The 15,963-nt window shown below is 42.9% G+C and carries 10 protein-coding genes; 9 read left to right on the forward strand and 1 reads right to left on the reverse strand.

Annotation, left to right across the window (positions count from 1 at the left end):
- The first annotated feature begins 2 nt into the window (after positions 1-2).
- Together AC1DUD_RS11430 and AC1DUD_RS11435 are read left to right on the forward strand one after the other, a co-directional pair.
- A complete protein-coding gene (locus AC1DUD_RS11430) occupies positions 3-4,022 on the forward strand; it encodes a non-ribosomal peptide synthetase (protein WP_477374702.1) in 4,020 nt (1,339 codons plus the stop codon).
- A gap of 3 nt (positions 4,023-4,025) precedes the next feature.
- Positions 4,026-4,778, forward strand: coding sequence for a 4'-phosphopantetheinyl transferase family protein (locus AC1DUD_RS11435; RefSeq protein WP_477374704.1), 753 nt, complete (start codon positions 4,026-4,028; stop codon positions 4,776-4,778).
- Here AC1DUD_RS11435 and AC1DUD_RS11440 read toward each other — a convergent pair.
- Positions 4,765-5,490: a glycosyltransferase family 2 protein gene (locus AC1DUD_RS11440; RefSeq protein WP_477374706.1), complete on the reverse strand. Its 726-nt coding sequence runs from the start codon at positions 5,488-5,490 to the stop codon at positions 4,765-4,767. The two genes, AC1DUD_RS11435 and AC1DUD_RS11440, sit on opposite strands and share 14 nt — an antisense overlap.
- A gap of 184 nt (positions 5,491-5,674) precedes the next feature.
- Here AC1DUD_RS11440 and pbpC point away from each other — a divergent pair, with 184 nt between their 5' ends.
- The 7 genes from pbpC (at position 5,675) to rnr (ending at position 15,907) form a co-directional block, all read left to right on the forward strand.
- Positions 5,675-7,963, forward strand: a complete 2,289-nt coding sequence (gene pbpC, locus AC1DUD_RS11445) for a penicillin-binding protein 1C (RefSeq protein ID WP_477374708.1) — start codon at positions 5,675-5,677, stop codon at positions 7,961-7,963.
- A 76-nt stretch (positions 7,964-8,039) separates the two neighbouring features.
- Entirely contained in the window at positions 8,040-8,606 is a 567-nt protein-coding gene (locus AC1DUD_RS11450) for a hypothetical protein (protein ID WP_477374710.1), read from the forward strand.
- 173 nt (positions 8,607-8,779) lie between these two features.
- Entirely contained in the window at positions 8,780-9,358 is a 579-nt protein-coding gene (locus AC1DUD_RS11455; protein ID WP_477374712.1) for an RNA polymerase sigma factor, read from the forward strand.
- Positions 9,355-11,034, forward strand: coding sequence for an outer membrane beta-barrel protein (locus tag AC1DUD_RS11460; protein WP_477374714.1), 1,680 nt, complete (start codon positions 9,355-9,357; stop codon positions 11,032-11,034). The genes AC1DUD_RS11455 and AC1DUD_RS11460 overlap by 4 nt, the downstream gene beginning before the upstream one ends.
- A gap of 89 nt (positions 11,035-11,123) precedes the next feature.
- Positions 11,124-11,834 carry a 3'-5' exonuclease gene (locus AC1DUD_RS11465; protein ID WP_477374716.1) on the forward strand — a complete coding sequence of 237 codons (711 nt, stop codon included), beginning with the start codon at positions 11,124-11,126 and terminating at the stop codon, positions 11,832-11,834.
- Positions 11,834-13,531, forward strand: coding sequence for an ABC transporter ATP-binding protein (locus AC1DUD_RS11470; RefSeq protein ID WP_477374718.1), 1,698 nt, complete (start codon positions 11,834-11,836; stop codon positions 13,529-13,531). The genes AC1DUD_RS11465 and AC1DUD_RS11470 overlap by 1 nt, the downstream gene beginning before the upstream one ends.
- Before the next feature lie 237 nt (positions 13,532-13,768).
- Positions 13,769-15,907, forward strand: coding sequence for a ribonuclease R (gene rnr, locus AC1DUD_RS11475; RefSeq protein ID WP_477374720.1), 2,139 nt, complete (start codon positions 13,769-13,771; stop codon positions 15,905-15,907).
- Positions 15,908-15,963: the final 56 nt, after the last annotated feature.

Consider the following 15,963-nt stretch of genomic DNA (forward strand, 5'->3'; position numbering starts at 1 on the left):
TTTTGACTACTACTACCCTATACGATACTATCCCGGTTGAATTTGATCCTTTTGCAGGGCCGGAACTTGTTGCTATTGCCCCTTCAACCGAACCCCAGTTAGAGATCTGGGCATCGTGTATCATTGGCGGCGATGAAGCCAATTGTGCATATAACGAGTCCTTTTCGCTCCAGCTCTCCGGCCAGCTTGACCAGGAGGCGATGTTTGAAGCATTGCAGGAGATCACCAACATGCACCAGGCCTTGCGTTCGGCTTTTAGTGCTGATGGTAAATCTATCTGCATTTACAAATATCTGCCGCTTGACTTTAAGTTCGCCGACATGTCTGAAAGAAGCATTGCCGAGCAACAGTCATTCATCACGGAACAAAATAATCAAAACGCGTTTACACCTTTTAATCTGGTTACAGGCCCTCTGTTTAAAGTACAACTGATCAAACTGGGCGAAACCGGACACCGGCTGACGTTTATTGCGCATCACATTATCTGCGATGGCTGGTCTATCGGTATTATGATGCAGGATTTAAGCAAGCTTTATTCCGCTTATACTAAAGGTGAATATATCCAATTACCGGAGGCCCCATCATTTAGTGACTATTCAACTGAGCAGGCATTATTAACTGGAAGTCAGGAATATAAAGATACTGAGCAGTACTGGCTAAACGAGTTTAAAGGAAGCAACTATTTGTTCGATCTGCCCGCTGATTTGCCCCGGCCTGCCGTACGGACATATAAAAGCAACCGTCTTGATTTTGACCTTGATAAAAGTCTTGCTTCAGCATTAAAGCAATTAGGCAAAACAAACGGGAGCAGTTTTGTAACCACACTCTTAACTGCATTCGAGGTCTTTTTACAAAGAGTTACCGGGCAGGATGAGATCATATTAGGCTTACCTGCCGCCGGCCAGTCGGCAACCGGTAATTATCGCTTAGTGGGCCATTGTGTTAATTTGCTTGCGTTAAGGAGTTATCCTCAAAATGATCAGTCGTTCCGCAGCTATCTTAAACAACGCAATTCAACTATTTTAGATGCTTATGATCACCAGCAGTATACATTTGGTGAGCTGCTGAAAAAACTCAGCATCCCGCGCGATGCTTCGCGTGTGCCTTTAGTCCCCGTAATGTTTAACATTGATATGGGAATGGATGACGATGTTGATTTTCATGGATTAAAACATCATTTAACCAGTAATCCACGTGAGTACGAAAGCTTCGAGATCTTTGTAAATATATCCGGGCGCGATGAAGCCTTAGTACTGGAATGGTCATATAACACTCAGCTATTCAGCGAAAAAGCTATCCGTCATATGATGGATGAATTTAGCTTTCTACTCACTGAACTGGTAAAGGCTCCTGATAACCAATTAGGCGAAATCCCTGCTTCCAACAGGGCCGAATTGATTGAAAAACTGAAGTTGTGGAATAGCACAGAGGTAGCCTATCCTAAAGATAAAGCCTTACACCAGCTCATTAACTGGCACAGTAATTCAATTGCATTAAAATTTAAAGATCAGACACTTACATATCAACAATTAAACAAAATTAGTAATATGCTAACTGCTTTACTGATTGATAAAGGTGTGAAAAAAGGTGACAAAGTTGCCTTTGCAGTTGATCGTTCGGCCGAAATGCTGGTGGTTATATTAGCCATCATGAAAGCCGGCGGGATCTATGTGCCGCTCGATCCGCAGTTTCCGCTTGAGCGGATCAATTATATGCTCAGCGACTCGAAAGCGGTTGTACTGTTAAGCTCTGAAAAATACAAAGGCCATTACCAGTCAAACGCTACTGAGCTTACCTTAGAAACTGAATGGCCTAATCTTTCAAAGTATAGTGCAGATACGCCGAATGTTAGCGTTACGGGCGATGACCTTGCTTATATCCTGTACACTTCGGGCTCAACAGGGATGCCTAAAGGCGTCCAGATCAGCCAGCATAGTCTGGTTAATTTCCTGTACAGCATGCAAAAAACGCCTGGCATGACTGCAACAGATAAGTTGCTTGCTGTAACAACCATAAGTTTTGATATTGCCGGGCTTGAATTGTTTTTACCGCTGTTAAGCGGTGCACAAGTAATTATTGCCGATATGGCTACTGCAAAGGACGGTCGTGCCCTGCTTGATATTATCCGTGAAGAAAAGGTGACCACCATGCAGGCCACCCCATATACCTGGCGTATTATGCTGGAGGCAGGTTGGGACGAAACCACGCTTATAAAGGTGATTTGCGGCGGCGAAGCCTTACCTAAAGAACTGGCCGAAAAGATCCTTGGAAAAGCCTCATCGCTATGGAATGTTTACGGCCCAACCGAAACTACCATTTGGTCGACCATTAAAGAAATCAGGGCCGATGATCCGGCGATCACCATTGGCCGCCCTATCGACAATACTTCAATTTATATTTTAGATAAAAATCTTAACCCGCTGGATAACGGCACTGTAGGTGAAATTTTTATTGGAGGAGATGGTTTGGCAGCAGGCTATTTAAACCAGCCCGAACTTACTGCCGAAAAATTCATCGCCGATCCGTTTTCAGATCATGTAGGTGCTAAAATGTATCGCACAGGCGATTTGGGCAGGTTTATGGACAATGGCGAAATCGAATGCCTTGGCCGTGCAGATGCACAGATCAAGATCCGTGGTTATCGTATCGAAACCGGCGAGATAGAATATCACCTCATTAATAAACCTAATGTAAAACAGGCCGTAGTAGTTGCCCAGCCTGATAAAAACGGCATCAATAAACTGGTTGCCTATATTGTTATAAACGACAATTATATTGCCGAAGATGAGGTAACACAGGTAAAAAACTGGCGGATATCATTAAAAAGCTCCCTGCCCGATTACATGATACCCGACGATTTTATTGTAATATCGTCTATCCCGCTCACACCAAACGGCAAGGTTGATAAAAAAACGCTTATCCAAAGCCATATCGCCCCTCTTGCCGAAAGTATCCACGTGTATATAGCACCAAGAACTGATGTAGAGCAATTGGTTGCCGACACCTGGAGCGAGTTTTTAGAGATCGAAAAAATTGGTGTCTACGATAATTTTTTTGAGCTGGGAGGCCATTCGCTTATTGCTGTACAGGTAATGACCCGGATTGAAAAACTTACCGGAAAACGCCTGCCGTTAGCTGCATTATTTGAAAACTCTACCGTAGAGAAGCTGTCCCTTATGCTGGAGATGGATGGTAAATCAATTGTATGGGATTCACTTGTGCCTATAAAGCCTACCGGCAGTAAAATGCCGCTGTATATTGTGCATGGCGCAGGCCTCAATGTGTTACTATTTAACGCACTGGCTATCAACATGCACCCCAACCAGCCGGTTTACGGGCTACAAGCCAAAGGACTTAACGGAATAGATGAACCGCTAACCGACATCAAGGAGATAGCAGCACATTATATCTCAGCCATACAAGCTCAAAACCCTGACGGACCGTACGCATTGGCAGGTTATTCATTTGGTGGCATCATTGCTTTCGAAATGGCAAAGCAACTGGAAGCACAGGGTAAAAAGGTTAAAATGCTGGCTATGTTTGATACCTACGCCTACCGGTCGCCGTTTTTTGATCCATGGCTTACCATGCAAACCAAGCGTACTAAATTCTTTTTACGCAAGCTAAAATACAATCTCCTTACGGGCGAAGGACTTTCGCAAAACATTGCAGGTAAAACAAAAAATATTAAACGACATGCAACCAGGCTTTTATGGCGTTTAAAGAAAGATGAGCAGCAGGAAGGATTTTTTGGCTATTCAAACAAGATAGACGAAACAAACCAACGCGCCGAACGAAACTATCAACTAAAGCCTTACAACATTTCAATTGAATTGTTCAAAGCCAACAGCCATACTTTTTATATGGACGATTTTGAATACCTTGGCTGGAGGCCTTATGCTTTAAAAGGTATCAATGTGCATCCTATCCCTGGCGAACATAACTCTATATTTAAAGCACCTAACGACAAGATCTTTGCAAAAATTTTGCAAAATTGCCTCGATGAAGCTGCTAAAAAATAGTTTATGGAGGTAGTAAAAGTTGAAATCCGGTATCTTGATGCTGTTGAATGGCAGCAGGATACCACCCGCAACTTTACTATAGGCGATGAAATAGATGTATGGCGGGTTAAAACAGCCGATCATCTCGCGCTCATCACACAACTGATAAAATTATTAATGCCTGATGAAATAAAGCGGGCTGAGCGGTATTACCAGGAAAAAGACAGGCAACGTTTCATAGTAAGCCGTGCCGCTTTAAGGATTATTTTAGGCAGATACCTTTGCATACCACCCGAAGAGATCCGCTTTGAAATTGGGCTCAATAAAAAGCCTTTTGTAAAAACCACCGGGTTGGCCGTTAATTACAATGTATCCCATTCGGACGAGTGGATAACTATGTCTGTATCAAAAACAAAGGTTGGTATTGATACAGAAAAGATCGACCGCTCATTCGCCTATAAAGAGATCCTTGCTGATAATTTCAGTGAAGAAGAGATCCGGTTCATCAACCAAAACAATCCGGAAGAAAAATTCATCCTTCTTTGGACGCGCAAGGAAGCCATAACAAAACTTACAAGCCAGGGATTGGACGAACGGCTTAAAGATATCCCGTCTGTAGATGGTAACCATCTGACCAACAACAATATCATTAATTCATCTAAAGCAATAAAGCTTGTAAGTTTCAGGCTCGATAACAATAATTTGGCTACGTTGGCTTATGAAAGTGAGACTTCTATGGCTATTCAATTCAGCGATATAGATCTTACTTCGCTTTAAATAAACCGTATTTAAGGATACAGTAAATAGCCCTTACGCCATCCTTCCATCCTATCTTTTTACCCTCTTCATAGGTACGGCCATAGTATGAAATACCCACCTCATAGATCCTGATGCGGGGTACGCGTGCGATTTTCTGGGTAACCTCAGGCTCAAAACCAAACCGTTTTTCGGTAAGCTGCATCGATTGGATCAATTTAGTATTAAACAATTTATAACATGTTTCCATGTCGGTGAGGTTAAGATTGGAAAACCAGTTTGAAGCAAAGGTTAGCCACCTGTTGCCAATGGTATGCCAAAAAAACAGGATGCGGTGCGGGTTGCTCCCCATAAACCTTGAACCGTAAACTACGTCGGCAAAACCGGCTACTACCGGCTTTAACAGGTCGTTGTACTCTGTGGGATCATATTCAAGGTCGGCATCCTGGATAATAAGGTAATCGCCGGTAGCTTTGGAGATACCCGTATGCAGGGCTGCTCCCTTCCCCTTGTTTACTTCATGTTTAAAGTACTGGATGTTAGCATCCGGATTGCCAAGCTTGTATTTATAAATGGCAGCTTCAGTATCATCCTTTGAACAATCATTTACAATGATCACTTCTTTTTCGATATCATTTACAAGGCTTACCTCCTTAATTTTATCCAAAATCAGATGTATGGTATTACCTTCGTTATAAGCCGGGATAATAATTGATAATTTTTGTATTGTCATTTATTGTATTATTGCCTGGTAGATTTTTTCCACAATTATAGTTGTATAAACCTGAACTGGCTTAATATTTTTATATTTAATAATGCAATTTGTGCTAAAACGAGCAAAAAGTTATTTAAAAAAGCCAAAAGTAATAGTCTCACTTTTCTTTTTGTTTGTTTTAACCCTCATATTCTGGTTTTGTTTGCCCAAACCCTTATTTAATAGCCCAACATCTTACGTAATCGACGATGATCAGGGACAGCTTCTTGGTGCGTCCATAGCAAACGACGGGCAATGGCGCTTTCCTTATAATGCCGATGTGCCCGAAAAATTCAAACAATGTATTATTACTTTTGAGGATAAACGCTTTGAGCACCATCCCGGCTTTGACATTGTTGCCTTTGGCCGCGCTATCAAACAAAACCTGAGTTCAAAAAAAGTAAGCAGCGGAGGCAGTACCATTACTATGCAGGTGATCAGGCTGGCTACTAAACACAAACGCAACATTTGGAACAAACTCAAAGAGATTTTTATGGCCATGCGCCTTGAAGTTACTTACAGCAAAAGTGAGGTATTAGCTTTATACGCTAGCAAAGCTCCTTTTGGTACCAATGTTATTGGTTTGGATGCTGCCTCCTGGCGTTATTTTGGCCGCAGCCCGGATAAACTTTCCTGGGGCGAAATGGCAGCTATGGCCGTATTACCTAACTCCCCCTCGCTGGTGCACCCCGGCAGGAACAGGGCAATCCTGCTCCGCAAACGAAATTCATTATTGGATAAACTGCATAAAGCAGGTATTATTGACAGCACAACCGCAGCCCTTGCCCGGCTTGAGCCTGTGCCCGACAGACCGATGCCCCTGCCACAGCTTGCCCCACACCTGTTACAGCGTTTTAAAGCCGATCACCAGGCAAAACCCGATTGCGATACCCGCATCACCAGCAGCATTAAATCATCGCTTCAGAAGCAAGTAAATGATATTTTGGAGCAGCACCACAGTTTATTAAAGGCTAATGACATCAATAATATAGCTGCCATTGTACTTGATGTAGAAACAGGTGCAACCCTTGCCTATGCCGGTAACATTTCCCATCGCGAAGACCCGCAAATGGAAAGCGATGTGGATGTGATTGATGCTCCTCGAAGCCCCGGAAGCACGTTGAAACCGCTGCTTTACGCGGCAATGCTGCACGATGGATTGATATTGCCCAACAGCCTGATGCCCGATGTACCTACCATGATAGCAGGCTATCATCCCGAAAACTTTGATCTGGGTTATGACGGGGCCGTACCGGCATCGCGGGCCTTGTCCCGTTCGCTGAATGTACCTGCAGTTAAAATGCTTCAGCAATACAAGTACGAGCGCTTTTATGACTTTTTGCATAAAGCGGGCATCACAACATTAACCAAACCAGCCGATCATTACGGTTTATCGCTCATATTGGGCGGAGGTGAAAATACCCTTTGGGAGTTGAGTGGAGCCTATGCCGATATGGCGCGTGTGCTTAATCATTACAATAAAAATAACGGCAAGTACAATCCTGCTGATTTTCATAATCCTGTTTATGAAAAAAAGACTGTTACCAAACCCGAACTTGAAAAATCAGGACTGCTGGATGCTGCTTCTATCTATTACACATTCCAGGCGATGGAGGAGGTGATGCGACCGGGCGAGGAAATGCTTTGGCAGCAATTTAGTTCGAGCCAGCGGGTGGCCTGGAAAACCGGGACAAGCTTTGGCTTTCGCGATGGCTGGGCTATTGGCGTTACGCCAAAATACGTGGTTGGCGTTTGGGTTGGGAATACTGATGGCGAAGGCCGCCCCGGATTAACGGGGATCAATACAGCAGCCCCTGCCCTGTTCGAAATCTTCAGGTTGCTGCCCGTGTCGCGCGACTGGTTTGAGATGCCCATGGGCGAAATGGTAAAAATAAATGTATGCAGACAAAGCGGTTACCGGGCAGGGCAATATTGCCAGGATGTTGATGAGCAGTATGTACCCAAAAGCGGCTTAAAAGCACCCGTTTGTCCGTATCACCAGTTGGTGCATTTATCGGCCGATGCCAAATGGCAGGTAAACGGCAATTGTGAGTCGCCGGGTAACATCCTCAATAAAAGCTGGTTTATACTGCCGCCATCTATGGAATATTATTACAAAGCCAGGAACTATCAATACCATGTATTGCCGCCTTTTCGCCCGGATTGTACCCAGGCCGAAAACGGAAACGCCATGGAAGTGATCTATCCTAAAAATGGTGCTAAAATATATGTACCCCTTGAGGCCGACGGTACCCGTGGCCGGATGATCTGCAACGCTGCCCATCGCCAGCCCGGCATGAAGATCTTTTGGCATTTGGATGACCAGTATATGGGCGAAACCAAAGACTTTCACCAGATGGCTTTAAACCCGCCTCCGGGCAAACATATCCTTACTTTGGTTGATGGCAACGGCAATACCATCAGTATAGGGTTTGAGGTATTGAAAAAATAATTAATAAAAATATTGGCCCTACCCAACGTTTGCCCCGATTGATGCGATGATGTAATAAAATCATAAATCAATCAAAATGAAAAAACTAACCTATTTCATTGTAACCTTCTTACTGACTTTTTTTATCGTTACCGGATGTACTAAAAAAAATGATGTTATCAGCGACACGAAAATCGCAGCCAGCAAAAATCCATTAAAAGCATCTGGCGACACTGTTGTACAAACACCTCCCGATACGGCACAACTTGTTGCCTTAACCGGCGATAAGATCACCTTATCGCCCGGGTACTATCAAAACGCAGCAGGCGATAGCGTAGGCATTTCGTTCAATGCCATAACAACTAACCGGTATTGCTCAAACGGGTTGCTGAAGTTCCATAACCCCCTGGATGCAAACAACAACTTCTTTATTGATTTCCTTAATGTGCAGGAGCCTTTGGTTTGCCACGGAACCGGCGATATCCCGATGGCTGCGGCAATACGCTTTCAAAGAAGTTATCTTACAAATGGTAGTCATTCATTAAAAGTAACGCTTAACGGCACAACCTATACCGGTAATATTGTTATATCGGCAAGCAACATCACCTTCGACTGGAGCTATTTGTCGGGCGTAGTCATTTCACCTAAAACCTTATCACGTTAACTCAATTCAATTAAAATCAATCGTATCGGCTTGTTGCAGCAGGCTGATATGATTGATTTTCCTCATTATTATTAAAGTCGAAAACAATTTGAAAAAAAATCTACATTTTACCCAACGTTTAATGGATTGGATCCGAAGAGGTAATTACAATCATTTAAACGTGATTTTTTTGAATGAACCTAAGCAAGAAGCAAACAGAGAGGCTGGTAAAAGGGTGTATCAATAACGACCGAACGGCGCAGGAAACCTTGTACAAATTATTTTATGCCGAAATGCTTCGCGTATGTTATAGTTATGTCTCTGATAAAGAACTGGCTAAGGAGGCTTTTAACAGCGGTTTCCTGAAAGTTTTTCAATCCATAAACAACTTCGATATAGAAAGAGGCGAATTAGGCGGATGGATCAGGAAAATCATGATCTATACTTCAATAGATCTGTGCAGGAAGGAATTAAAATTCAACACAGTAAGTTTCGATGTACAGGAGCACGATGATTATTTTATATCTCCATCGGCCCTCGAAAAACTTTATTTTGAAGATATCCTGCAAAGCATCCGCACCTTGCCCCTTGCTACACAAACAGTTTTCAACCTATCAGTACTTGATGGGTTTACACACAAAGAAATAGGCGAGCAATTAAATATAAGCGAAGGCACATCCCGCTGGCATCTGGCCGAAGCAAAGAAAAAATTAAGGGAGTTGCTGGAACAAAGTAACATTGAGGCAAAAGAAAGGAGCGAAATAAAACGATGAAAGATTTATTTAAAGACCCCGATCTTTGGCGGCAAAAACGTGCTGAGCTACCGGTTGATTCTGAACCGCAAAGCGGATGGCAGGAAATGCAATCAATCCTTGACAAGCATTTGCCTGTTTTGCCTTTAACGGCAGCTCCTCATGTTTCGAAATTAGCAAAAATTATAAAAGCTGTTAAGGCGATGAAAGCCACATCGGTATTAATAGCTTCTTTAACTGTGGCTACTGTTACAGGCACAGCGATATATTTAATTAATAACGAACAGCATAAAAACGCATCACATCATCAGTATAAAAAACACAGCCCGGTTATGGGTAAAGACAGTTTGGTTGATTCATTAACCGCAAATTCATCGAACCTAAACAACAGCCTTGATATTGCGCGCGATAGCTTAAATGGTTTAAAAGATCAAAAGAATGAGCAATCGCTATCTGTAAACAAAAATGACAGCATTATTAATTCCGCAAAAACGAACCCGGCAGCTAACAGCAGCAAGAGCAAAACCAATGGACTATTTCCTGTTTCAACTGTAAATAACCAACAGATTATTTCATCCCAACAAAAGGGCAACAGTAATATTATAAAGGGCAGTTTGACCGGTAGCAATGGCCATAACAACGGGAGTCATGCACTTCCGGGCAAATATCAAAACACCCAACAGTTTGACCCTACCGGAAACCAAACCGCACAGCAGGTTTTAACTAATGTCATTGATGCGACAAACAAAAACAAGCTCGCCGATGATCAGGCCGTGCAAGGCGGCAATCCTGCCAGCAGTACGTTAACCCCTTCTACCAATGCTAATATCCAATCATGGCAATTAACAGGGATAAATAACAACACGTTCATCCGGCCTCAGGCGTTTGCTAATCAACCTCTATCAAAATTTGTAATTGGAAATTATTATTACAACAGGCTCCGCCTCTTGTCTAATGACAAGATCTTAAATAGTAAAAACAAAACGGGCAAAAACCGATCAGCAACAGGCAACAAAACCAAACGTCCCAATTCCCTGGGCAGGTCATTATCTACCGCTTTTGCAAACACCGACTGGGGTATACTGCTCGGTGCTAATTCTTCCGGAAGTTTTACACCAAGTACTCAAAACAGCAATTTCTACGGCAGTTTCCCGGTTGATATTTATGTTGGCTTATTCGGCACCTATAATTTAAACAACAAATGGGCTTTCAATGCCCAGGTAAGGCTTTTAACGCCGCTCAATTTAAGCGGATCATACACCAACGAAAACACCGGAGTTGACTCTGCAAAGCTTGTTGAAGTGACAGATTCGCGGAAGGCATATTTTGTAAGTATTCCAGTACATGCGGTATATAAGATCACCAATAACATCAGCGTAAAAGGAGGCCCGGTTATTAATATTCCAGTTAAACAGATCAACGGGGTCACTAACGTGCGGCGACTGACAGACAATATAGATACCATTTTTTTAGCCAATGCGGCTAATCAATTGAAAGCAACCCGGTATGATCAAAAGATAAACCTTGGTGTATCGGGTGGTGTCAGCTTTCAATTTAAGCGGCTTAGCCTCGAGGCCTTGTATCAAAAAAGCCTTGGCGGTTATAATATAACATCTGGCTTTGGAAACTATAAAACCAGCCCGGGAACGGTTCAAATCAGCTTAGGTTTTAAGCTTAACGGTTCAAAACATCATTAAATTACCATTTTTACAATTTACCGTGCCCATGAACGAGGGGCACAAAGTAAAATTGAAAACTATCAGTATCTTGCTTTCAAATTTTTACAATGCTTGAACAGTACGATCTGCATAACATACTGATAATTGATATTGAAACGGTACCGCAATACAGCGGGCATGACCAACTGCCCGAAAACCTGCAGGTTTTATGGGATATCAAAACCCAGTACCAACGCAAAGATGAAACCGCCGAAACGTATTACGAACGTGCAGGCATCTGGGCCGAGTTTGGTAAAATAGTTTGTATTTCGGCAGGGATCTTTACCGCTGGGAAAGATATCGGGTTGCGGGTAAAGTCGTTCGCATCACATGATGAAAAGGAATTGCTCACCAAATTCTCCAACCTGTTATTCAGTCAACCGGCCAACCTTGTTTTGTGCGCCCATAACGGTAAAGAATTTGATTTCCCTTACATCTGCAGGAGGTTATTGGTAAATGGTATGCCTTTTCCGCCACAACTGCAGATAGCCGGTAAAAAACCATGGGAGATTGTTCACTTAGACACCATGGAGCTTTGGAAATTTGGCGATCACAAACACTACACTTCTTTAAGCCTGCTCACAGCTATTTTTAATATCCCTACCCCCAAAGACGATATCGACGGTAGTGATGTTGGTCGCGTTTACTGGCATGAAAACCAGTTGGAGCGGATTTGTGCTTACTGCCAAAAAGATGTAGTAGCCACAGCACAACTATTGAGGCGTTACCGCGGCGAAGAACTGATCCCTGATGAATTTATAACCTTAGTAGGCCAATAATGCTTAAAGTAAACGATTTGTCGGTTAGTTTTAAGAATGGCAAAGACCAGGTTACAGCCGTAAAGGGAATTTCCTTTACACTTGATAAAGGCGAAACCATTGGTATCGTTGGCGAATCGGGTTCGGGCAAATCTGTAACTTCACTGGCGTTAATGCGTTTGTTGAATGAAGATCAGGCTGTAATACAAGGCTCGGTGCTCTTAAATGGGGTATGTCTGTGTAAATTATCGGAAGATGAAATGCGGCATGTGCGTGGCAACCAAATGGCCATGATCTTCCAGGAGCCCATGACTTCGCTTAACCCGGTACTTACCTGCGGTTTCCAGCTCACCGAGGCTATCAGGTTGCATTTAGGGTTAAATAAAGTCGAAGCCAAACAGAAAACCATCGACCTGTTTAAAGAGGTGCAGTTACCCCGGCCGGAGGCGATATTTGAGAGCTATCCTCACCAGATTTCGGGCGGGCAAAAACAGCGGGTAATGATAGCTATGGCCTTAGCTTGCAACCCGGAGATTTTGATTGCTGATGAGCCAACCACTGCGCTTGACGTTACGGTACAAAAAACGATTATTGAATTACTGCACAAGCTCAAGGCGGAGAGGCACATGAGCCTGATCTTTATCTCACATGATTTGGGAGTTATCAAAGAAATTGCCGACCGGGTTTTGGTGATGTACAAAGGCGAAATAGTAGAAGAAGCCACTGTAGGCGAACTTTTTGCCAATCCTAAACATCCCTACACCAAGGGCTTACTGGCATGCCGCCCCTCGCCGCAACAACATTTAAAAAAACTACCAGTTGTAGCCGATTTCCTGGATGAAGATAAACCGGCAGTAACCATCGAAAGTATCAGGGAATTATACCATTATCCCGATAATGAAATAGCCGAAAGAAAACGCAGGTTATATCAGCAACAACCATTACTAAAAGCTGAAAAGCTAAATACCTGGTTCCCTACAGATACGGGCCTTTTTAAACGGAAAGATCATGTTGTAAAAGCGGTAAACAATGTAAGCTTTGAAGTATATCCCGGCGAAACATTAGGCCTTGTAGGCGAATCGGGCTGTGGCAAAACCACTTTAGGACGAAGTATCTTAAGGTTGATTGAACCTACGTCGGGCAGGGTTTCTTTTGAGGGTACCGATCTTCGCGGGCTTAAAAAGGATGAATTGCGGCAGATCAGGAAGGATATCCAAATCATTTTTCAGGATCCTTATTCATCATTAAACCCTAAGCTTACTGTTGGGCAATCACTAATGGAGCCTTTACAGGTGCATAAGTTTTACAAGAACGATGATACCCGTAAGCGTAAAGTACTCGAACTGCTTGAACGGGTAAACCTGCAGCCCACGCACTTTAACCGTTATCCTCACGAGTTTTCGGGGGGGCAACGGCAACGGATAGTAATAGCCCGGGCCCTGGCACTTCAGCCTAAATTTATTATTTGCGATGAATCTGTTTCGGCGCTTGATGTATCGGTACAGGCACAGGTACTAAACCTGATCCGCGAACTGCAGGACGAGCTTAAGCTTACCTATATTTTTATTTCTCATGATTTGGCCGTGATCAAACATATCTCCGACCGGATGATGGTAATGAACAAAGGCGAGATAGTAGAAACAGGCTATCCTGATGATATTTATTACCGGCCAAAAGAGGAATATACTAAAAGGCTGATAGCTTCGATACCGGGTTGATAGTTTACTATTTTCGCGCAAACCCCTTAATTTATTTAAATAATTGACTACCAAATATATATAAAAAAAAACATTCAAATTTCTGTTAATCCTGTTAACCCTTGTCATTGCTTTCTACGGTTGGTGCGATTAAACTATTATACATCTCTACACCGCTGCGTTGTGACGGTACATTGAACAAATCCCCCGATTAACAACCACCCCAAAATTCAGTATCTTTGATGCAAATACTATTCTATGTCTAAACACAAGAAAAACAACTCTTCTATACACCAGGTACTTACCCAAATGGTACTTGATATATTTGAACAAAACGGCAATACGCCACTCAACTATAAACAGGTTTCTGCTAAACTAAACGTACGCGACCCAGAATCGCGTGAGATCATCTACGAGATTTTAAAAGACGAGGTTAAGAAATCAGTACTTAAAGAAATTACTCCCGGCAAATTCCAGCTTCTTGAACTTAAAACCTTTATTGAAGGTGTGGTTGATCTTACCAATGATGGTTCGGCCTTTATCGTTACCGATGATGAGTTTGAAAGCGATATTTTCATCGCTCCCCGTAAACTTCGTACCGCCCTTAACGGCGACCGTGTAAAGGTTTACGTATACGCCAAAAGCAAAGGCAAGCACAAAGAGGGCGAGGTTATCGAAATTTTACAGCGCGCCAAAATGGAGTTTACAGGTATTGTTAAACTCTCTGAGCGTTACGCGTTCTTCATTCCTGACGACCGCAAAATGATGCATGATATTTTTATCCCGATAAGCGAACTTAACGGGGCGAAAAACGGGATCAAGGCCATAGCCGAAATTACCGACTGGCCAACCGAAGCTAAAAATCCTATCGGCCGCATCAAACATATCTTAGGTACCCAGGGCGAGAACGATACAGAGATGAACGCCATCCTGGCTGAGTATGGTTTTCCCTTATCATTCCCTGCCGAGGTTGAACATGATGCCGAAGAAATTCCGGATGTGATCACTCCCGAAGAAATTGCCAAACGCCGCGATTTCCGTAACATCACCACGTTTACTATCGACCCTTTTGATGCCAAGGATTTTGATGACGCCCTATCCTACCAGGTTCTGGAAAACGGCAATTATGAAGTAGGTGTTCACATTGCCGATGTATCACATTATATCATCCCCGATTCGGCTTTGGATAAAGAAGCTTTGGAAAGGGCAACTTCAGTTTACCTTGTTGACAGGGTAATCCCGATGCTTCCTGAAAGGTTATCAAATGGCCTTTGTTCTCTTCGCCCTAAAGAAGAAAAACTTTGCTTTTCGGCAGTATTTGAAATGGATGAGAATGCCAATATCATTACCGAATGGTATGGTAAAACCATCATTTACTCCGACAGACGCTTTACCTATGAGGAAGTGCAGGAAGTAATTGAAAGTGGTGAAGGTGATTTTAAAGAAGAGATATTTAAACTCAACGCACTGGCTTATAAACTTCGCGACCGTAAATTTAAAAACGGCGCCATAAGCTTTGAAACCACCGAGGTTAAGTTTAAACTCGATGAAACCGGCAAACCAACCGGTGTTTATGTAAAAGAGCGTAAGGATGCCCACAAACTGATTGAAGATTTCATGCTGTTGGCTAACCGTAAAGTAGCCGAGCGAGTAAGCAAAATGGGCAAAGGAAAACACAGATATACGTTTGTTTACCGTGTACATGATTCGCCCAAGCCTGATGCGCTGGCCAATTTTGCTCAATTCGCAGCAAGGTTTGGTTATAAAATCAATACCAAGTCTGACAAGGAAACAGCCAAATCGCTTAATTACCTGATGGAGGATGTGGAAGGCAAAAAAGAGCAGAACGTGTTAACGCACCTTGCTATCCGTTCTATGGCTAAAGCTATTTATACCACCAAAAGCAGTAGCCACTATGGTTTAGCTTTTGATCATTATACGCACTTTACTTCTCCAATTCGTCGTTACCCGGATGTAATGGTACATAGGTTATTGTTCCATTATTTGAATGGCGGTCAATCGGCCAATGCCGAGTTTTATGAAAAACTATGTTCGCACAGCTCTTTAATGGAGAAAAAAGCTGCAGATGCGGAGCGTTCTTCAGTAAAATATAAACAGGCTGAGTATCTTCGCGACCAGGTTGGAAATAACTTTATGGGCATCATTTCGGGTGTTACCGAATGGGGCATGTATGTGGAGATCATCGAAAACAAATGTGAAGGCATGATCCGTCTGCGCGATATCTCCGATGATTTTTATACTTTGGACGAGAAAAACTATGCCATCATAGGCCAGCGTAAAAAGAAAATTTACCAACTGGGCGATGAAGTAAAGATCAAAGTAAAACACGTTGACCTAACCAAAAAGCAGATAGATTTTTCACTGGTACAAGATTGATAATTGGTGAATGGTTGATTTGGTGAGTAGTTGATTGAGTTAAACGCTAAAACCAC

It is taken from the genome of Mucilaginibacter sp. P4_A11 (genome assembly GCF_056402535.1).

Bases quoted from the DNA above. Each gene is read 5' to 3' on its own strand.
- rnr (WP_477374720.1), top strand. From the start codon at position 13,769: ATGTCTAAACACAAGAAAAACAACTCTTCTATACACCAGGTACTTACC.
- AC1DUD_RS11440 (WP_477374706.1), bottom strand. From the start codon at position 5,490: ATGACAATACAAAAATTATCAATTATTATCCCGGCTTATAACGAAGGT.
- AC1DUD_RS11455 (WP_477374712.1), top strand. From the start codon at position 8,780: ATGAACCTAAGCAAGAAGCAAACAGAGAGGCTGGTAAAAGGGTGTATC.
- AC1DUD_RS11465 (WP_477374716.1), top strand. From the start codon at position 11,124: ATGCTTGAACAGTACGATCTGCATAACATACTGATAATTGATATTGAA.
- AC1DUD_RS11470 (WP_477374718.1), top strand. From the start codon at position 11,834: ATGCTTAAAGTAAACGATTTGTCGGTTAGTTTTAAGAATGGCAAAGAC.
- AC1DUD_RS11435 (WP_477374704.1), top strand. From the start codon at position 4,026: ATGGAGGTAGTAAAAGTTGAAATCCGGTATCTTGATGCTGTTGAATGG.
- AC1DUD_RS11450 (WP_477374710.1), top strand. From the start codon at position 8,040: ATGAAAAAACTAACCTATTTCATTGTAACCTTCTTACTGACTTTTTTT.
- AC1DUD_RS11460 (WP_477374714.1), top strand. From the start codon at position 9,355: ATGAAAGATTTATTTAAAGACCCCGATCTTTGGCGGCAAAAACGTGCT.